The sequence below is a fragment of the Streptosporangium saharense genome (genome assembly GCF_014203715.1).
Classification (GTDB): domain Bacteria; phylum Actinomycetota; class Actinomycetes; order Streptosporangiales; family Streptosporangiaceae; genus Streptosporangium; species Streptosporangium saharense.
The window spans coordinates 491,327-510,859 of the sequence record NZ_JACHJP010000003.1 but is presented as its reverse complement, the minus strand read 5'-3'; the positions used below and the strand labels follow the sequence as shown (position 1 = coordinate 510,859).

The following is a 19,533-nucleotide window of genomic DNA, read 5'->3' as shown; positions in this document are numbered from 1 at the left end:
TCCCGGCGTCCCCACACCTACTCGGAGACCGCCTCCGTATACCCTACCTTCCCATCCACGCGGCACGTCAGGGCACGGAGACCTCGACCGTCGAACCCCTGCGGCCCTTGTTGACGCGGAGCTGCGCCGGGACGCGGGCGCGCAGTTCGGTGACGTGGCTGACGATGCCCACGGCCCTGCCGCCGTCGCGCAGGCCGTCGAGGATGTCCAGGACCCCGTCGAGGGTCTCCTCGTCGAGGGTGCCGAACCCCTCGTCGATGAAGAGCGCCCCCAGCTCGACCCCGCCCGCCTCGGCGCTGACCACGTCGGCCAGGCCGAGGGCGAGCGCCAGCGAGGTGATGAAGCTCTCACCGCCCGACAGGGTCGCCGGGTCACGGTCGTTGCCGGTCCAGCCGTCCACGATCCGCAGGCCGAGCCCGCCTCCCGACCTGCTGCGGTCACCCGCCGTACGGCCGAGACCGTGTTCGAGGAGGTAGCGCCCGCCCGACATGCGGTCGAGCCGCTCGTTGGCCGAGTCGACCACCTGCCGCAGACGCTCGCCGAGCACGTAGGCGGAAAGGCGCATCTTCCAGCGGTTGTCGCCCGAGGTCCCGCCGGTCAGCGCCGCGAGGCTCTCCGCGACCCGGTGGCGCCGCCGCGCGGGACGCCAGAGGTCCAGGCACCCGGCCAGCTCGGCGCGGAGCGTGACGAGCCTGGCGAGCCGGGCCTTCGCCTGGTTCGCCGCGGACAGCAGCCCCGCCTGGGCGGTCTCCGCGGCGTCACGCGCGGCCCGCAGCCCGTCGAGGTCGGGTTCCGGCTCCGCGGAGGCGGCGACCAGCTCGGGGTCGGCCAGCAGGGCGGCGACCGCGGCGCGCTCCCTCTCCAGCCCGCGCAGCCGTTCGGCCTTCTCCTCCTGCTCGGTGGACGGACGGACCGCGGCTTTCGCGTCCTCGACGCCGGAGAAGCCCGCCTCGACGGCTGCCGCCGCGGCGGCGACGCGGGCCGCCGCCAGCTCCGCGGTGGCGGTCCGCTCCAGCCTGGTCGCCTCGACCGCCTCCGTGAGCAGCCCCGCCTCGTCCGCCAGCCGGTCGATTCTGTCGGCCAGCGTCGGATCCTCGCCCCGCGCCCCGTCCAGGAGCGCGGTCAGCCGCTCGACGTCCTCGGCGAGCCTCTCCTCGCGGGTACGGCCAGCGGCCAGGGTGACCGCGAGCTCGCGTGAGAGCTCCTCAAGCCCGGCCTGCTCGGTCGCGGTCCGTTCCGCCTCCTCGGCCAGCGCGGACTCCGCCCGTGCCGACTCGGTGAGCGCGGCCAGCACCTCCCGCGCCCTGGCGAGTTCCCGTACGGCCTGCTCGGTCTCGACGTCCGTCTCCTCGGCCGCCTCCCGGTGCGCGGCCGCCAGCTCGGCGGCGCGACCGGCCGCCTCGGCCGCCGCGGCGAACAGGGCCGCCTCCAGGGTCAGGCGCTCCCTGCGGGCCTGGACTGTGGGGTCGGTGCCGCGTGCCTCGTCGAGGCGGGCGGTCAGCCTGTCCTGTTCCGCCCGCCACTCCTCCTGGCGGGCGCGGCTCCGTGCGAGCAGCCGGGCGGCGTCCTCGGCTCCGGCCCGTGCCTCGTCCAGCTCGGCGGTGACGCGCTCCGCTTCCTCCTGAAGTACGGCCCGCGTCCCGGCGACCTCGGCCAGCAGGGCCAGTGCGCGCCGTACCTCGTCGAGAGCCTCCCGCGCCTCCTCCACGGGCGTCTCCCCCGCGATGGCGAGGGCCTCCTCAAGGCGGGAGGTGAGGGTGGCGACCGTGGTCTCCGCCTTCCCGCGCTGGTCCGCGGCGGCGTCGTAGGCGTCCTGGGCGGCGCGCTCGTCCTCGGCGGTCGGGGCCTGCCCGCTCCTGGCGGCCGGATGGGGGTGCTCAGGGGAGCCGCAGACCGCGCAGGGTTCGCCGGGGACGAGTTTGGCCGCCAGTTCCGCGGCCATGCCGTCGATCCTGGCCTGGCGGAGGTCCTGGTGACGGTCGCGGAGCCGCTGGGCGAGATCGACGGCCTCCGTCAGGCGTGCCCTGGCGGTCTCCAGGTCGGCGCGCAGGCCGTCGCGGCGCCTGGCCGCGTCGAGCGCGACCGAGGCGGCGTCGGCCCGTGCCCGCGCCTCGGGGATCTCCGCGGCCCTGTCCCCGGCCTCGGTGAGCCTGGCGGCGACCTCGGCGAGCCTGGCGGGAAGCTCCGCGCAGCGGGCGGTGAGGGACTTCTCCCGCTCCGCCGCCTCGGTGATCTCGGCGTCGAGTTCGGCCAGCAACCTGGCCAGTTCGGTGAGCCTTGCCTCGTCGCCCCGCAGCCCTTCGAGTCCGGCGAGCAGCCGCCCGTGCTCCCGCTCCCGCGCGACCAGCAGCTCACGCGTGCACGCCTCGTCCCCGTTGTCATGGTCCGGTACGGCCTGCAGCGCGACGGCCAGGTGCCGCCGCGCCTCCTCCAGGGCCGTGGCCAGGCCGTCACGCTCTTTAGCGGCCCGCAGCCGGGCCTGCGCGGCGTCGCGCACCGCCTCGGCGGCCGGGATCCTGGCGGCGTCGAGGCGGGCCGCGGCGAGTTTGACCTCCGCCTCGCGCCTGAGGCCGGGCAGCACCGTGAGACGGGCGTCGGTCTCCTTCTGCCGGTCGCCCAGCTCCGCGATCTGACCGACGAGCGTCTCGCGTTCCTGGACGGCCCTGAGCAGCAGCGGTTCCTGCGCGCGCAGCTCCTCCAGCCTGGTGATCTCCTCCCGCCGCTCAAGCGCCATCGCGGTCAGCCGCTCCGAGGAGACCTCGACGCCGGGCCGTACGGCATCGCCCTCGGTTGTGGCTCGCGGGTCGAGCGCCTCCGCGTTCTCGGCCAGGGGCAGGGTGCGGGCGACGGCATCGGCGGCCATCCTGTGCGCCTTGGTCGCGGTCTCCTCGCGCTGCTCGGCGGCCCGGATCATGGGCAGCACCCGGTCGGCCCTGGCCGCCTCGGCGAGCACGGCCTCCAGGTCGGCGCGTTCCTGCGCGGTCTCCTCAAGGGCGCGTTCGCGCACCAGGGCCTCGGCGTGGCGGCGGCGCCGGTCGGCGAGCGCGGTGCCCCGCTCAAGGGCGGTCCGCGTCAGCCGTACGGTCTCCGTGACGCCGTCGCCGTCACGGCCCGCCCTGTCCTCGGCGTCGGCGGCGAGCGCCTCAAGCGCGGCGGCCCAGCCGAGCGGGTCCTCCGGATCCGGCTCCTCCTCGATGAGGGCGAGCAGTTCTGGGCCCGCCGCCTCCTCGATGCGTTTGACGGCGAAGTCGACCTCGGTGCGCAGCGCCTGCTGCTCGCGGTGGGCCTCGGTGCGCCGGTCGGCGAGCCATGACTCGGCGCCCGCGTAGACCTTCACGGAGAACAGCCGTTCGAGCACCCTGCGGCGGTCCTCGCCGTCGGCGCGCAGGAACCTGGCGAAGTCCCCCTGCGGGAGCATCGCCACCTGGAAGAACTGGTCGGCGTTCATGCCCAGCAGGGTGCCGATCAGGTCACCGGCCTCGTCCACCCGCGTGGTGAGCCCGCTCCACTCCCCCGAGGGGGTCAACTCCTGGACGAGCGCCCTCTCGTTCTCCCTGGTCGTGCCCTCTCCCCTGAGCTTGGGACGCTGCCAGGCCGGGGACCGGGTGATCCTCAGCCGCCGTCCCCTGAGCGTGACCTCCAGGGCGACCGAGGGTCCCCTGCCGGGTGGGGCGTGGTCGCAGCGAAGGCTCTTGGCGTTGTCGCGCCTGCCGGGCACCCTGCCATACAGGGCGTAGCAGAGCGCGTCCAGCACGGTGGTCTTGCCCGCGCCGGTCGGGCCGTGGATCAGGAACAGCCCCGCCTCGGCGAGGGCGTCGAAGTCGATCTCCTCCTCACCCGGGAAGGAGCCGAACGCGGTGATCCACAGACGGTGCGGGCGCATCTACGCCTTCGCCTCCTTGATGCGGCATTCCTCGACGGCCTTGCGGAGCAGCGCGGTCTCCTCGGGGTCGGCCTCCTCGCCCCGGACCTCACGGACGAAGTCGAGCGCCACCTCGATCTCCGGCTTTCCCCTCACGCTGGGCCGTACCGCACCCTGCTGGACACCGCCCTCCGGCTCGAAGATGAGGCTGAGGGTGTGCGGGAAGCGGGTCCTGAGGCGTTCCATGGCCTCCTTCGGCCTGACCGGGTCGGTCAGCGTGACCTGGAGCCAGTGGTCCTCGTAGCCCGCGTGTTCGTCCGAGGTCAGCAGGTCCTCAAGACGTCCCCTGCGCCTGGCGATCGGCCGGGGGACGGGGGCCTCGGCGAACTCCACGCTCACCCGGCCCCGCGCGTCGATGTCCACCAGCCACGAGCCCTTGACCTGGCGTTCCTCGGAGAAGGAGTAGGCGATCGGGGAACCGGAGTATCGCGCGGTCTCGCTCATCCGCTGGCGGCCGTGCAGGTGGCCCAGCGCCACGTAGTCGACGCCGTCGAAGACGGACAGCGGGACGTGCGCGACGCCGCCGACGCTGATGTCGCGTTCGCTCTCGCTGGCCTGCCCGCCGGTGACGAAGGCGTGGGCGAGCACGACGGAGCGGGTCCCCCTGCGGGCCAGGTCCGCGCGGACCAGGGACATGGCGTGCCCGACCGCCGCGGTGTGGGTGCGCTCGGGCAGCTCCCACGGCTCGCGGACCAGCTCGGGCTCCAGGTAGGGGATGCCGTAGAAGGCCACCGGCCCCTCTCCCGAGGCGTCCTCGACGAGGACGGGCTCGCCCGCCCGCGCGGGGTCGGTGCGCAGGTGGACGCCCGCGGCGTCGATCAGGTCCGCGCCGAAGCCGAGCCTGCGCGCCGAGTCGTGGTTGCCACTGATGAGTACGGCGCGCACCCGCTCGGCCACCAGCCTCCGCAGGGCCTGGTTGCACAGGTCCACCGCGTCGACCGAGGGCAGCGCCCTGTCGTAGACGTCGCCGGAGACGACGACCACGTCGATCCGCTCGCTCCTGACCGTCTCGATCAGGTGGTCGACGAAGGCGCCCTGGGCGGCCAGCAGGCTCTCGCGGTGGAACGAACGGCCCAGGTGCCAGTCCGAGGTGTGGAGCACTCGCATGTCACGTGAAGCTAACAGGCCCCGGACGCACGCGCGGCCACTGTGACCACTCTGCTCCCGTTCGTCCTGTCACGCATGACCGGTCGTGGGTACGCTGAAGATCGTACGTTTCTCCCGGAGTCTCCCGGAGGCGAACACGATCGGGGAGCGGATCGGCATGCGGGCTGGCCGAGGCATGGTGAGCGTGGCCGCGGGCGTGGTCCTGCTGGCCCTGGCGACGGTCGGCTACACCCTGCCGCCGCCCTTCGACCCCGCGCCGCTGAACGTGGACCCGATCTTCCAGAACCTCCCGGCCCAACCGGCGGCGGAAACCAGGCCGGTCTCGGCGAACGGGCAGTTCTCGGTGGAGAACATCACCGTCGACGCCGGGGACACGACGCTGGGGGCGACGGTCCGCGCGCCGCTGTCCCCCGGCAGGCATCCGGCGCTGGTCTTCGTCCAGGGGGCGGGTCCCGGGCTGCGCGACGAGTTCACCACCCAGGCCGAGTGGCTGGCCAGGGCGGGAATCGTCACGCTCGTCTACGACAAGCGGACCGTCCGGTACGACTTCCGCAGCCGTGACTTCGAACTGCTGGCCGACGACGCCCTGCGCGTCCTGTCCAGGCTGCGGCTGCGCGCCGACGTCGATCCCGCCAGGACCGGCCTGTGGGGGGTGAGCGAGGGCAGCTGGGTCGCGCCGATCGCGGCGGCCAGGAGCCGGGACGTCGGGTTCACCGTGCTGGTCTCCGCGCCCAACGTCTCACCGTTACGCCAGGTCACCTGGGCCCTCGGCGAGCAGCTCGACCGGCTGCACGCGCCCGCGGGGACCAGGGAGCTGCTCGTCAGGGCGATGAGCGCGGTGCACATGAACTTCCTGCGCTACGACGGCATGCCCGCGCTGCGGCAGACGCGCGCTCCCGTCCTGGCCCTGTACGGCACGGGCGATCCATCGATCCCGTTCGTGGAGAGCAGCAAGGCCCTGACCGGCGCGCTCGCCGAGGCGGGCAATCCCGACTACACGATCCGCTACCTGAAGGGCGCCGACCACGGCATGCGCCTGCACGGCGGCCCCTTCGCGCCGGGCTACCTGGAGACGCTGGCCAACTGGGTCACGGGGCTGCCGGAGACCGCGAGGCCCGCCGTGCACATCGCGGGCGCGACGCCGGTCCAGCGCTACGAGGCCAGTGAGGTCCCCGCGGCGCCGTGGTACGCGGGCGGGGCGGTCCTGGGGATGACGCTGTGCCTGGCCGCGGTCGGCTACGTGGTCGGGCCGGTGGCCGAGATGGTGTTGCGGCTGCGCGGCAGGCAGTCGCCCGGCGAGACCGGCGCCAGGATCTGGCCGCCGGTCAGGCGCAGGTTCCGGCGGATGGCGTGGACCGGGGCCGGGCTGCTGGTCTCGGTCGTCGCCCTCATCACGATGCTGGTGCTGTTCTCGGTCAACCAGGCGGGGGCCTGGCCCGCGGTGCTCGCCGGGTGGCTCGTCATCAGGATGCTGGCCGTACTCATGCTGCTGCAGGAGGTGACGGCCGTCGCGGCGGTCGTCTCCGGGCTGCGGGAAGGCTGGCAGCCGAGCCGTCCGCAGTGGACCGCGGTCATCGGGGTGCTCGGCGGGACGGGCCTGCTGCTGGTCGCCGCGGCCTACTACGACCTGTTCTCCTTCCCCTGGTAGGCCCTGGTAGGGGAGAACCTCCGGGAAGGTGTGGTTTGCCGGGCTGGGAGGTGGGGGGACGTCACTCCCGGACCGGGTTTCGGCCAAGAAAGTGTGAATAGAGCGCGGCCTTAGGAAATATGTCAGGATAAATGCGTATTTCCTTTCCGGGGTGTTCATCCGCGCGTCGCCCGTTGGTCCCGACATCCGACCTACCATCTCCCCTGCGGCGCTCAAGCGCGTGGGGAGATCGGGGAAGCGGGTGCGGGACGGATCGGGGAGACCGGGGTCGCGGGGGCCGCGGGGACTCGGCGCGGTCGTCGGCTGGACGGCGCTGTCCGCCGTGGCGCCCGGGGCCGCCCACCTGAGGGCGGGATGGCGCAGGACCGGGATCGCCCTGCTGTCGGGCTACGCCCTGCTGCTGCTCGGTGTGCTGTGGGTGCTGCTCACCACCGACCTCGGCGACCTGGCCGGGCTGCTGGTCACCTCGTCCTGGCTGTCCGCCATCACCGTCGGCGCCCCGGTGCTCGGTCTCGCCTGGTTCGCGCTGATCGTGCACTCGTTCACGGTGCTCAGGCCCGGCATGCTCCGCGGTCCCTCACAGGCCGTCGCGGGCGCGCTCGCGGGCCTGCTCGCCATCGCGGTCGTGCTGCCGTTCGTCCTGGCCGGGCAGTACGCCATGGTCTCGCAGTCGGCGCTCGACCGGATCTTCAACGCCCCGCCGACCACCCCCGGCCCCCAGGTCAGCTCCTCGGCGCAGAGCGACCCGTGGGAGGGACGCGACCGGGTGAACATCCTGCTGCTCGGCGGTGACGCGGACACCCACCGGATCGGCGTGCGGACCGACAGCATCAACCTGGCCAGCATCGACGTCAGGACCGGCAACACCGTGCTGCTCGGGCTGCCGCGCAACCTGGAGAACATCCGGTTCGTCCCCGGCTCTTCGATGGCCAGGCAGTTCCCCGACGGCTTCCGGCTGCCCGCCAACCCCGACGGCTCACGGGAGGACCTGCTGTTCTCGGTCTGGGAGTACGCCGACTCCCACCCCGAACTCTTCGGCGGGCGGAAGAACCAGGGCGCCAGGACCCTCATGGAGACGGTCGGCTACACGCTCGGCCTGCGGGTCGACTGGTACGCCCTGGTGAACATGTGGGGCCTGGCCCGGTTGATCGACGCCATCGGCGGCCTGCGGCTGACCGTGCCGCACGACGTGGTCTTCGGCAAGTACAACGAGGGCCTGGTCAAGGCGGGAACCCGCAGGCTCGGCGGCGCGGACACGATGTGGTTCGCCCGCTCACGCACCTTCAGCGACGACTACACCAGGATGGGCCGTCAGCGCTGCGTGCTGAACGCCCTGCTCCAGCAGGCCGACCCGGCGACCGTGCTCTCCCGGTTCAACCGGATCGCGCTGGCCACCAAGGAACTCCTCCAGACCGACATCCCCCGCCCGATGCTGGAGCACCTGGTCCCACTGGCCCTGAAGGTGAAGGGCGCCGAGGTGACCAGCGTCCAGTTCGTCCCCCCACTGATCAACACCGGCTACCCCGACTGGTCCAAGATCCGCTCCATCACCGCCAAGGCCGTCCACACCTCGTCCCGGGAACAACTCGCCGCCACCGCCACCACCACGCCGAGTGCCACGCCAAGCGCCACCCGAAGCACCCCAACCAGAGCGACCAAGCCAACCGAACCAGCCCCGGTCAAAGAAATCAGCGAAGGCTGCGCCTGACCGTAAGGCTCAGGCGACGTAGGCCTCTCTGGCCAGGCGGCGGACGCGGTTGACGTCGACCGTGTGGCCGAGGCCCGGTTGGGTGAGGGGGACGGCGATCACGCCTCCTGAGGCGCCTACCGGTGGGGTGACGATCTGGGCGCTGCGTGGGGGTTCGGCCACGTCGCAGGGCAGGCCGCAGCCGGGCAGGCTGGCCGCGGCGACCGTCGCCGCCCTGGCCAGGCCGGTGCCCTGACCTCCCGAGCAGGCGATCTCCCACCCGGCCGCCGCCGCGATGTCGTGCATCCGCCGTACCTCACGCAGGGAGCCGATCGTCGCGGGGCGCAGCAGCAGTGCGCGCCCGGCGCGCGTGGCCACCGCCTCGTCGAGCTCGGCGGTCGAGGACACCTCGACCAGCACCGGGGCGGCGACGCGTTCCTGCAGGTCGGCGTGGCCGGCGAGGCCGGTGAAGGGGCGTTCGATGGAGGAGATCGTGTAGGCGTCCATCGCCTCAAGGGCCTCGGCGTCGGTGTAGCCCCCGTGGGCGTCGACGCCGATGCCGAGGGCGGGGTAGGCCAGGCGCACCGCGCGCAGCGGCTCGACGTCCCAGCCGGGGTGGACGTCCAGCGTGACGTGGGCGTATCCGGCGCAGACGTGCCGGTTCACCCGCGCGACCAGGCTCTCCAGGTTGCGCTCCGCGCCGATCCTGACGGTGGCCATCAGTGAGGTACGGCTGCCGCCGAGCGCGTGGGAGAGCGGCACCCCGCGCATCCTCGCCCACAGGTCCCAGCAGGCCATGTCGGCGGCCGGTCCGCCGGGGATGTCGCCGAGCTCGTCGGGGTGCTCCCAGTCGAGGCCGATCAGCGCGCCGCCCAGCCTCTCCTGAAGGAGCCTCCAGGTCTTGGGGGCCGGGTCGACGATCTCTCCCCACCCGGTCATGCCCCCATAGTCGGTGAGCCGGACGAGGACCGTCTCCGGCCGTCTGCCGTAGGGCAGGACCAGCCGGAACACCTCAAGCTCACGTACGCGCGGCATGGACCCCCTCGATTCCGTACAGGCCGGGAAAACGCCGTGGGAGACGTCTCGGAAACACAATGAGTCCCGCACCGGGGCGGGACTCCTTCTCCCAACACGAAACGCACCTGGCGTCTTCCCCATGGTGCCACGGCCGTGGACCCTCCCGCCCGGCCGCGTCCCACGCTCAGGTCCTGAACCGGTTCCCGACGAGCGCGCCCCCGAGGGCCACGAGCGCCGTCAGCGCGAAGCAGGCGAGGTACACCGGCCCGGTGGCGCCGAAGGCCGCGACGATCGCGCCGACGACCGCGACCACGACCACCGTGAAGACCGACTCCCCGATGCCCATCGAGGCGCTGTTCTCCCCTTCCTCCCCGGGCTTCGACAGCTCCAGGACGAGCACCGACAGCGTGGGGTAGACGCTTCCGATGCCGAGCCCGACGATCGTCTCCCCGACGACGGCCAGCGCGACCGGGACCTCGGGGAAGACCGTCAGGGCCATCAGCGCGATGCCCAGGGCGATCATGGCGGGTCCCGCGCGCAGGATCAGGGCCCTGCCGAACCAGCCGCGCCCGACGAGCCACGAGGCGAACGCCCAGGCCAGCGCGCCCGAGGTGAGCACCATCCCGGCCATGGCCGGTGAGAGGCCCCGCTCCCCGGTGAGCATGAGCGGCAGGAAGACCTCGCCGCCGAGGGCGGTGCCCGCGGCGATGCCGCGCAGCGCGATCACCGAGGGCAGGCCCCGCGCGGCCCGCAGGGTTCCGGGCGGCAGCAGCCTGGGCAGCGACAGCGCCAGTACGGCCAGCCCGGCGGCCAGCAGGACGAACCCGGCGCCGCGGGCCGCTCCGCCGTACTGCATGAGGGCCGCGCCGACCGCCGTCAGGGCGGCCCAGCCGAGACGCCTGGCGATGGGGGTGCGCCCGCCCGTCTCCTGTTCCCGGTCCTGGGTGAGGGTGACGGACAGGCCCCGCCAGAGCAGCAGCGCGGCGGGCAGGACGAACATCGGCACGCCGAAGAAGACCCAGCGCCAGCCGACCTGCTCGACCACGACGCCCGCGACCAGCGGTCCGACCATGGACGGCACCACCCAGCCCGCCGCGAGGACCGAGAACACCCTGGGGTGCAGCCGCGCCGGATAGACCCTGGAGACCAGCACGTACAGCGCCACCTGGAAGATCCCGCCGCCGAACCCCTGGACGAACCGGCCGAGGACGAACACATCCATGGTCGGCGCGCTCCCCGCGATCACCAGTCCGGCGACGAAGGCCGCGACCCCCGTCCAGAGCGGGGCGACCGGTCCGCGCAGGTCCGCCCAGCGCCCGCCAAGGACGGTGGCGACCATTCCGGCCGCCAGCGCCCCGCTGAAGGCCAGGGCGTAGAGCGCGATCCCGTCGAGCTCGCGCCCCACGACCGGCATCGCCGTCGCGACCGCGAGCGCCTCGAAGGCGACCAGGACGATCAACGCGACCATACCGACCGTCAGCGCGCGATAACGTTCGGCGAACAACCCTCCCGAGGGAGCCTCAACCACCGTGGAAGTCATGCACCGGACGGTACGGCTACCGCCCCGCCCTGAACATCGGCCCCGCAGGTCCGCCGATGGTCGTAGGACCACCCCCAAAAATATGTGCGACCGATCGGTCATATTGTTTGCTAGGGTGGGCCCGTGATCGACGGACGGCTGCTGCGCGGCGAACGGACCCGCAGGACGGTGCTCGACACCGCCGTCGGGCTGGCCTCGGTCGAGGGCCTCGACGGCCTCTCGCTCGCCCGGCTCGCTCAAACGCTCGGCGTCAGCAAGTCCGGCCTCTTCGCGCACTGGCCGGACAAGCGGTCCCTGCAGCTCGCGATCGTCGAGCACGCCAGGCGGCAGTGGATCGAGCGGATCGTCGAGCCCGCCCTGCGCGCCCCCCGGGGGCTGCCCAGGCTGCTGGCCCTGCACGAGCTGCGCCTTGACTTCTACGCCTCGGGGCAACTGCCGGGAGGCTGCTTCTTCCAGGCCGTCGGCAGCGAGCTCGACGACCGGCCAGGACCGGTGCGCGACGCCGTCGCCGCCGCGATCGACGGCTGGATGGACCTGCTGGCCGACCTCGCCGAGCGGGCCGTCGCGCTCGGCCAGCTCCGGCCGGAGACCGACCCGCGCCAACTCGCCTTCGAGATCGAGGCGCTCGGCGCGGTCGTGGTCGTCCACACCCGCCTGCTCCAGGACGAACGGAGTCGTGAGCGGGCCCGCAGGGCCGTGCTCGACCGGCTCCGCGCCCTGGCGACCGACCCCAGCATCCTCCCGGAGGCCTGACATGACGACCGCCCTGCGACCCGGGCACGTCCACCCGGTCCAGATCCACTTCGAGGACCTCGACGCCATGGGCGTGGTGCACAACGCCCGCTACGTCCTGCTGCTCGAACGGGCGCTGGCGGGCTACTGGGCCGGACGGGGCTGGTCCTTCGACCCCTCCGAACCGCACTTCGCCGACCTGTTCTTCGTGGTTCGTGAGTTCTCCGTCACCTACCACGCCCCGATCGCCAAGGTGGGCGAGGCGTCCGTGCACTTCTGGGTCGAACACCTCGGCACGAGCAGCCTCGTGTACGGCTTCCGCGTGCTGTCGCCCGACATGTCGGTCGTGCACGCCGAAGGGCGGCGGGTCCAGGTGAAGCTCGACCCGGCCACGCTCCGCCCCTCCCCCATCACCCCCGCCCTGCGCGAGGCCGTCCAGCCGCTGCTCAGCCCCGTCACCTGACCTTTCCAGCACCGTCCTCGGCGGATTTTCCGCCGAGGACGGTTCAGGTGGCCGCGATCCCCAGCTCCCGCTCGGCCCACACGCCGATGTCACGGCGCTCGATGGCCGCGGCCATGAGGCCGGGGAAGGCGTCGGGCGTGCAGGCGAAGGCGGGCACGCCGAGGGCGGCCAGAGCCGCGGCGTTGTCGTGGTCGTAGAAGGGCGCGCCCTCGTCGGACAGCGCCAGCAGCACGATCACCTGGATGCCCGCCGCCGTCATCTGGGCCACCCTGCGGAGCATCTCCTGCCTGACGCCGCCCTCGTAGAGGTCGCTGATCAGGACGAAGATCGAGTCGGTCGGCCGGGTGATGAGCGTCTGGGAGTAGGCGATGGCCCGGTTGATGTCGGTCCCGCCACCGAGCTGGGTGCCGAAGAGCAGCTCGACCGGGTCGTGGAGCTGGTCGGTCAGGTCCACGACCGAGGTGTCGAAGACCACCAGCGAGGTTCTCAGCGAGCGCATCGAGGCCAGCACCGCGCCGAACACGCTTGAGTAGACGACCGAGGCGGCCATGGACCCGCTCTGGTCGATGCAGAGCACGACCTCCCGCTGGACCGCGCGCTGGCGCCTGCCGTACCCGACGAGCCTTGAGGGCACGACGGTGCCGCGCTCCGGCAGGTAGTTGTGGAGGTTGGCCCTGATCGTACGGTTCCAGTCGATGTCGGCGACCCGGCGTGGGCGGTTGGTCCGGGCGGCGCGGTCGAGCGCCCCGGTCACCGCCGCCTTCGTCTTCTGGTTGAGACGGCGTTCCAGGTCAGCCACCACCCGCGCGACCAGCGCCCTGGCGGACTCGCGTGCCTTCTCCGGCATCACCCGGTTGAGGGACAGCAGCGTGCCGACCAGGTGGACGTCGGGTTCGACGGCCTCCAGCATCTCCGGTTCGAGCAGCAGCCGGGTGAGGTTCAGCCGCTCGACCGCGTCCTTCTGCATGACCTGGACGACGGTCGAGGGGAAGTAGGAACGGATGTCCCCCAGCCAGCGCGCCACCCTCGGCGCGGAGGCGCCAAGGCCCCCGCTGCGCTCGCCGCCCCCGTCACCGCCCCCGCCGTAGAGCGCCGCCAGGGCGCCGTCCATCCCCGCGTCGGCCCCGGCGAGCGCGCATCCGGTGCCGTCCGCCTCGCCGCCGCCCAGCACGAGCCGCCAGCGGCGCAGCCTCTCGTCCGTCACGCGATCTCCGTCCTTCCCAGAAGTGCCAGCACGGTGCGCGTGACCCCCGCCGCGCGCTCCTCGTCGATCTCCTCGGCGTCCCCGGTCTCAGCCGTGTCCTGCCGCGTGCCGAACGACCTGACGCGGGAGCCGATCGAGCGCCGCTCGGGCGCGGCGAAGGCCCCGAACGTACGGCGCAGCAGCGGCAGCACGTCGACGAACGTCTCCGGCGCCAGGCCGGTCAGCCAATCGTCGACCAGCGCGAGCAGCCGGGCGTCGTGCACCAGCAGCAGACCGCCCCCGGACAGGAACCCCTCGACCCAGGCCGCGGCACGGGCCGGAGGATGACCGGCGGACATGGCCCTGGCCATGGCGGCGCCCACCTGCCCGGTGTCGAGGTCTCCGGCATCCAGCAGGATCCTGGTGAGGCGCCCCTCGATCACCCCGGGCAGCCCGGAGCGCCCCGAGACGCCACGTAGCGCGCCGAGCCAGCGCCCCGACGGTGACTCCTCGGGCGCGGGAGCGTCCTGGAGCAGGGCGACTGCCGCGTGCACGGCGTCGACGTGCTTCAGCAGGTCACGGGCAGCGTCCTCGTCGAGCCCCGAGGCGGCGCCGCCGAACCCGAGGCAGATCCTGGTGAGCATGGCGTCGGCGACGGCCGCCAGCCCCTCGGCGGGGGTCGCGCGCACGTCGCCGTAGCGCTGGGCGCGGACCATCGCGGGGAAGGCCGCCATCAGGTGCGTGACGTCACCGTCCAGGGCCGCCCGTTCCGACAGCACCCCGATCACGTACGGCAGCGCGTCCGGCAGGTCGGCCAGCAGGCACCGTTCGACCAGGCCGGTGAGGGTGGCCAGCGGGACCTCCCGCCCCTCCTGACCGCCGCGTGCCAGGTCACGGACCCGGGCGACGGCGGCCGTGGAGACGGTCGTGCCCCACACGCCCGCCTCGATCAGCTCGACGTCGAACTCGGGCCGCCAGGTGAGCGTCCACGACTCACGGAAGGTGCCCTTGCCCCTGCTCTCCCTCGGCGTCCCCCAGCCGATGTCGAGCAGGCGCAGGCGGTGCAGCAGCCTGCTGCGCTCAAGGTCGAGGGGTTTGCGCAGGTCCAGGTCGTACTCGCGGTCCAGGGCCTCCGGCTTGAGCCGCACCCGGCGCTGTTCCTGACGCAGGTGACGCTGCAGCGGGACCATCGGGGTCGACTCGGGGACCGCGCCAAGGCGCTCCCCCACGACCATGCGCCGCTGGACCAGCTCGACCGGCAGGTCGTCGCCCTCGCAGAGCACCGCCCTGACCGCCTCGGTCGCCTCGGCGAGCCCGGCCAGCGGCCTGCCCCTGAGCGTGGCCAGGCTGTGGGCGAGCCGTACCGCCTCGATGACGTGGGCGGAGGAGACGGGCAGGTCCTCGGCGCGCAGCGTGGCCGCCCCCTCGGTCAGCCAGCGCTCGACCGGGCGGTCGGGCGCGGAGAACAGGTGGTGGTACCAGCCGGGCGAGGTCACCCCGGCGCCGTAGCCGCTCCAGGCGGCCAGCCGCCCGTACGTCCACGGCACCCACGTCGTCTCGACCTTGACCTTCGGCAGCCCGCGCAGCAGCGCGTCGTCAGCCTTGGCCGTCGGCAGCCCGGCCCCCCAGGCGCCCTCGCGCGAGCCGGCCAGCGCGGGCACGTGCCAGGCGCCGCAGACGACGGCGATCCGTTCGAAGCCCTCCCTGACCGCCGTGCGGATCGCGCGCCGCATGAAGGCCTCGCGCCTGGCCTCCTCCTCGTCGGGCACGTGCCCGTCGCGGACCTCGGCCATCGCCTCGGCGATCACCTGGAACGGCGTGTCGCCCCGGTGCTCGACCGCGTCCTCCCACCAGCGCTCCGGGTCGTCGTATCCGGCGGCGCGGGCGAGCGCGCCGATCGGATCGGTCCGTACGGCGGGCGCCTCGTCCTCACCGGGGGCGGCGGCGAGGCTGTGCGCGGCGGGCATGTCGCAGAACCGGACCGGGACTGCCGTCTCGACCGCGTGGCGGATCGCCTGCCACTCGGGGGAGAACACCGCGAACGGCCAGAACGCGGCCTTGGACGACTCACCGGGGACGTGGGCCAGCAGCGCGACCGGAGGCAGCAGCTCCGGGTCCGCGGCGAGGCCGACCAGGTCGTCGGCCTCGGGCGGCCCCTCGATGAGCACGATGTCGGGCTTGAGGCGCGTCAGCTCCTCCCGCAGGGAACGCGCCGAGCCGGGCCCGTGGTGCCGGACCCCCAGCACGGAGACGCTCACCGCCACCCCCCGAAGACCAGGCCCCGCGTGCCCCGTGGTTCAGCAGCCCGCGTCACAGCAGGCCGTACCGGCTCAGCCCGCGTCACGGCAGGCCCGGTAGAAGTCGCGCCAGTCCTGGCGTTCGCGGACGACGGTCTCCAGGTATTCGCGCCAGACCACCCTGTCGGAGACCGGGTCCTGGACCACGGCACCGACGATCCCGGCGGCCACGTCGGCGGGGCGCAGCACGCCGTCACCGAAGTGGGCCGCCAGCGCGATGCCGTTGGTGAGGACCGAGATGGCCTCGGCGGTGCTGAGCGTGCCGCTGGGGGACTTGACCTTGGTGCGGCCGTCCTCGGTGACCCCGGTGCGCAGCTCACGGAAGACCGTGACGACGCGGCGGATCTCCTCAAGGCCGGTCAGCGCGGGCGGCAGCTCCAGCGAGCGGCCGAGCTGCTCGACGCGGCGGGAGACGATGTCCACCTCCTCCTCCGCGGTCGCCGGGACCGGCAGCACGACGGTGTTGAACCTGCGGCGCAGCGCGCTGGACAGCTCGTTGACGCCCCGGTCGCGGTCGTTGGCGGTGGCGATGACGTTGAACCCCCGGGTGGCCTGCACCTCCTCGTTCAGCTCGGGGATGGGCAGCGTCTTCTCCGACAGCACGGTGATCAGCGCGTCCTGCACGTCGGAGGGCATGCGGGTCAGCTCCTCGACCCTGGCGAGACGGCCCTCGGCCATCGCGCGCATCACCGGGCTCGGGGTGAGCGCCTGCCGGGACGGCCCTTCGGCGAGCAACCTGGCGTAGTTCCAGCCGTAGCGGACGGCCTCCTCAGCGGTGCCCGCCGTACCCTGGACGAGCAGGGTCGAGTCACCGCTGACCGCCGCCGCCAGGTGCTCGGAAAGCCAGGTCTTCGCGGTGCCGGGGACGCCGAGCAGCAGCAGCGCCCGGTCGGTCGCCAGGGTCGCGACGGCCACCTCGACGATGCGCCTCGGCCCGATGTACTTGGGGGTGATCCGGTCGCCGTCTCCCAGGATGTAGGTGGTGACCGCCCAGGGGGACAGCTTCCAGCCGGGAGGGCGGGGCCGGTCGTCGTCCTTGGCCAGGATCGCCAGTTCCTCGGCGTACTGGTCTTCGGCGTGGGCCCGCAGGACCGTCGTCACTGAAGCTCCTTCAACATGTCGTCACGGAAACGCAGGAGGGCTGCGACCTCCTGGACAGGGGGTTCCGGCGAGAGACGCTCGGCCATGCCCGACAGGGCGGGGTCGATGCGCTCGCCCGCGAGCCTGCTCAGCTCGCTGAGGTTCCACGGCTGGGTGCTGGAGACCTGGAGGATCTTCTCCAGCACCGCCAGCGCGAGGTCGGGTCCCCAGGGCGCCGCGGCGCCACCGAGAACCATGATCAATTGTCCGTCGAGGCCGTGCCCGCGGACGAATCCGGCCGCCAGATCCTCCCGCTCCCCCCTCGGCAGTACGGCCAGCAGGTCGGCGAGCGGGTCCCAGGCGAATAAGACGCGGGCCCACTCGGGGTCGCCCTGGAGCACGGTCGCCCTGACCCAGCCCGCCATGACCTCGCGCCCCCAGTCGGGAATCTTCATCCGGACCAGCTCGCGGGGCGGGAGCCCGAGCAGCCCGGACCAGACCTCAAGGGGCGCCCTGGCCACGATCTGCTGGAGCCACCAGCTCCGCTCGCCGGTCCCCCTCGGGGGCTTGGCCCTGACGCCGTCACGCTCCATCGCGGCGTCGCAGGTCAGCGGCGGGACGATCTGGACCTCGCCGTTCTCCGTCCGCACGCAGGCGGCGGCCCGCTCGGCCATGCGCCGCGCAAGGCGGGAGCCAGGCAGCCGGGTCAGCAGGTCGGCGGCCTCGTGACGGACCTCCCTGCGGCGGTCGTCGAGCACGCGTTCCAGGAACGGCTCGTCGTCCGCGGACAGTCCGTCGGCCAGGACCTCCAGGAAGGCGGCCCGGTCCTGCGGGGTCTCCTTCTCCCAGGTCTCATCGAGCAGGAGCCTGGCCCGTGCGGGATCGGCCGCCCGCACCGCGCCGAGATGGGCCCTACGGTCACCCGAGGTGCCGAGCTCCCACGTCTCGTGCGCGGCGCCCGGCGCGGTGACCTCCTCAAGCAGGAAGCCCCAGGCGGGGTTGAGCCCGGCCAGCCAGCGCCCCCTGGCACCCGCGAGGACGCCCAGGTGAGGACGGATCGAGCGGTCCCTGACCGCCTGGTCGAGCAGCTCGGGCAGCAGGTGCGGGCTGAGCCGGTAGCCGCGCTCGGCGGCGGCCTGCAGCCACTCGGCGAGCAGCCTCGACCGCTCTCCGCCCAGGACGCGGGCGAGCCTGGCGCTCGCCGCCCGGGGGACTTCCGGCTGCCGCTCCTCTGGGGCGGCCTCCAGCGGGCTGCCCTCGCGGGGCAGGCGGCCCGCGCGTGCCCTGACGGTCAGCAGCGCGGCGTGGTCGAGCAGCTCGGCCTCCGGGGTGCTCTCCCCCGAGGGAAGCGGACGGCGCTCCGTGCCGACGAGCGCGGCGGAGACGAGGTCCTCCCAGCCGTAGGTGGTGTTCACAGCACGATCACCCGTCCCTGGTCGTCCCATGTCGTCAGGGGCAGCAGCCCCTGCGGGGTCCACTCGGCGGCGACGGTCAGCGGACGCCCGCCGGAGACCGCGACGAGCCGCCACGGCGTGCCCGCCGACGGGTGCAGCGGCAGCGCTCCGTCAGGACGGCCGAGCAGCCACGACCCGGTCCCCGCCCTGGCGGTCATCGGCGTCACCTCCCCGAGCACGACGGGCCAGGAGTCGAGCCACGGATCTCCGGCGAGCGCGCGGGCCACCTCCCCCAGCGCCTCCCGCGGCGCGTGTCCCGCGGGAGGCAGCGCGGGGACGGCGCCGTCGTGCCGGGCCGCGACCAAAGCGCGCAACGGCGTGGCGCCGGGATAGAAGGCCAGCTCGGCGTCGAGGCCGACCCCGGTGACCAGGGAGGCGTCGAGCGCCTGTCCGACGGGGGCGTGGGAGAGCACGACGGCGGCCCGGCCCGTGTTCCTGCCGCGCAGCCAGACCCGGCGGGTGACCAACCTGTCCTGCTCGGCGTCGCGGCGCCCCAGCACGTCCCACACGTCGCGGACCCGCTGCCCGGCGAGCACCTCCTCCTTCGCGACGGGGAAGCCGATCCGGTCACGGACCGTGCGAACCAGCCCGTCGCCGTGCTCACTCTCATGGCCCGCGCCGTACGGCTGCGCGGCGGCCATGCGGCGGTGGGCGACCGCGAGCAGGTGCAGCAGGGAGTATTCGCCGAGGAGACGGGCGGGCCAGTCCTCCCCTGCCAGCACGTCACCGAGGCGGGAGACGGTGCCCGCGACACCGGGAGCCTGGGCGTCGACGAGACGCTTGACGAGGCCGTCCCAGTGGTCGTGCCGCCGCGACCCGGCGATGCCCTGCCTGACCTGGTCGGCCAGCCAGAGCTCCAGCTCGGCCAGGCCCGCGCTCACCCGCTGCTCACGCTGCTCGGCCCTGCGGGGGTCGGGGACCGCCTTGGCCTTACTCCCCTCCGGGGTGGCGGTCTTCTCGGCACGCGCCCTGCGCTGGTCGAGCCACTCGCCGACCCAGTCGGCGGGCTCCTCGGCGGCGGGGACGGCGTCGGCCGACCACAGCAGCAACAGGCCCAGGGCGTGTTTGCAGGGGAACTTCCTGCTCGGGCAGTTGCACCGGTACGCGGGCTCCGAAAGGTCGACGCACGCGCGGTACGGCGTGGCGCCGCTGCCCTTGCACTCACCCCACACCGCCTCGGCCGTGGCGCCCGCGCCCGACCACTTGCCGGGCGAGGAGACCCCCTGGGCCGCCTTTCTCGACGGGGCGTCAGGCGCGAGCGCGAGCACCTGATCCCGATTCCACCGTTCGATCACGCGCCGAACGCTAACGAACGCCGCCGACAAAAAAGGAGGCCGCCTTGTAGTGCTTTGTTAGGTCATCCTGTTGTGACTGGTCGATGCCATCGAGTGATGGTTCGCTCC

The 19,533-nt window shown here is 73.3% G+C and carries 13 protein-coding genes; 4 read left to right on the top strand and 9 right to left on the bottom strand.

The window, feature by feature from the left end; genetic code table 11:
* Window positions 1-67 precede the first annotated feature (67 nt).
* Both FHS44_RS18330 and FHS44_RS18325 read right to left on the bottom strand, forming a co-directional pair.
* Window positions 68-3,883: an AAA family ATPase gene (locus FHS44_RS18330; protein WP_184716170.1), complete on the bottom strand. Its 3,816-nt coding sequence runs from the start codon at window positions 3,881-3,883 to the stop codon at window positions 68-70.
* On the bottom strand, window positions 3,884-5,029 hold the full coding sequence (locus tag FHS44_RS18325; RefSeq protein ID WP_184716168.1) for an exonuclease SbcCD subunit D: 1,146 nt from the start codon (window positions 5,027-5,029) through the stop codon (window positions 3,884-3,886).
* Window positions 5,030-5,186: 157 nt separating this feature from the next.
* On the opposite strand from FHS44_RS18325, the gene FHS44_RS18320 reads away from it, so the two are divergent.
* Entirely contained in the window at window positions 5,187-6,677 is a 1,491-nt protein-coding gene (locus tag FHS44_RS18320) for an alpha/beta hydrolase family protein (protein ID WP_184716166.1), read from the top strand.
* Between the two features lie 241 nt (window positions 6,678-6,918).
* On the top strand, window positions 6,919-8,385 hold the full coding sequence (locus tag FHS44_RS18315; RefSeq protein WP_312863704.1) for an LCP family protein: 1,467 nt from the start codon (window positions 6,919-6,921) through the stop codon (window positions 8,383-8,385).
* Window positions 8,386-8,394: 9 nt separating this feature from the next.
* Here FHS44_RS18315 and FHS44_RS18310 read toward each other — a convergent pair whose 3' ends face one another.
* On the bottom strand, window positions 8,395-9,399 hold the full coding sequence (locus FHS44_RS18310; protein WP_184716162.1) for an enolase C-terminal domain-like protein: 1,005 nt from the start codon (window positions 9,397-9,399) through the stop codon (window positions 8,395-8,397).
* 166 nt (window positions 9,400-9,565) lie between these two features.
* Window positions 9,566-10,921, bottom strand: a complete 1,356-nt coding sequence (locus FHS44_RS18305; RefSeq protein ID WP_184716160.1) for an MFS transporter — start codon at window positions 10,919-10,921, stop codon at window positions 9,566-9,568.
* 123 nt (window positions 10,922-11,044) lie between these two features.
* Between FHS44_RS18305 and FHS44_RS18300 the strand changes: the two genes are divergently transcribed.
* A complete protein-coding gene (locus FHS44_RS18300) occupies window positions 11,045-11,674 on the top strand; it encodes a TetR family transcriptional regulator C-terminal domain-containing protein (RefSeq protein ID WP_184716158.1) in 630 nt (209 codons plus the stop codon).
* A gap of 1 nt (window position 11,675) precedes the next feature.
* The gene (locus FHS44_RS18295; protein WP_184716156.1) at window positions 11,676-12,116 is read left to right on the top strand and encodes an acyl-CoA thioesterase; all 441 of its coding nucleotides are present in this window, start codon (window positions 11,676-11,678) and stop codon (window positions 12,114-12,116) included.
* A gap of 43 nt (window positions 12,117-12,159) precedes the next feature.
* Here the strand turns inward: FHS44_RS18295 and FHS44_RS18290 are convergent, their stop codons facing one another.
* The 5 genes from FHS44_RS18290 to FHS44_RS18270 all read right to left on the bottom strand — a co-directional run bounded on the left by FHS44_RS18290 (window position 12,160) and on the right by FHS44_RS18270 (window position 19,425).
* Entirely contained in the window at window positions 12,160-13,320 is a 1,161-nt protein-coding gene (locus FHS44_RS18290) for a VWA domain-containing protein (protein ID WP_184716154.1), read from the bottom strand.
* Entirely contained in the window at window positions 13,317-15,557 is a 2,241-nt protein-coding gene (locus FHS44_RS18285; RefSeq protein ID WP_184716152.1) for a DUF5682 family protein, read from the bottom strand. Before FHS44_RS18285 ends, FHS44_RS18290 begins: the two co-directional genes overlap by 4 nt.
* A 72-nt stretch (window positions 15,558-15,629) precedes the next feature.
* Window positions 15,630-16,697, bottom strand: coding sequence for an ATP-binding protein (locus FHS44_RS18280; RefSeq protein WP_184716150.1), 1,068 nt, complete (start codon window positions 16,695-16,697; stop codon window positions 15,630-15,632).
* Complete coding sequence (locus FHS44_RS18275) at window positions 16,694-18,091, bottom strand: DUF5691 domain-containing protein (RefSeq protein WP_184716148.1); 1,398 nt, start codon at window positions 18,089-18,091, stop codon at window positions 16,694-16,696. Before FHS44_RS18275 ends, FHS44_RS18280 begins: the two co-directional genes overlap by 4 nt.
* Complete coding sequence (locus tag FHS44_RS18270; protein ID WP_184716146.1) at window positions 18,088-19,425, bottom strand: SWIM zinc finger family protein; 1,338 nt, start codon at window positions 19,423-19,425, stop codon at window positions 18,088-18,090. Before FHS44_RS18270 ends, FHS44_RS18275 begins: the two co-directional genes overlap by 4 nt.
* Window positions 19,426-19,533: the final 108 nt, after the last annotated feature.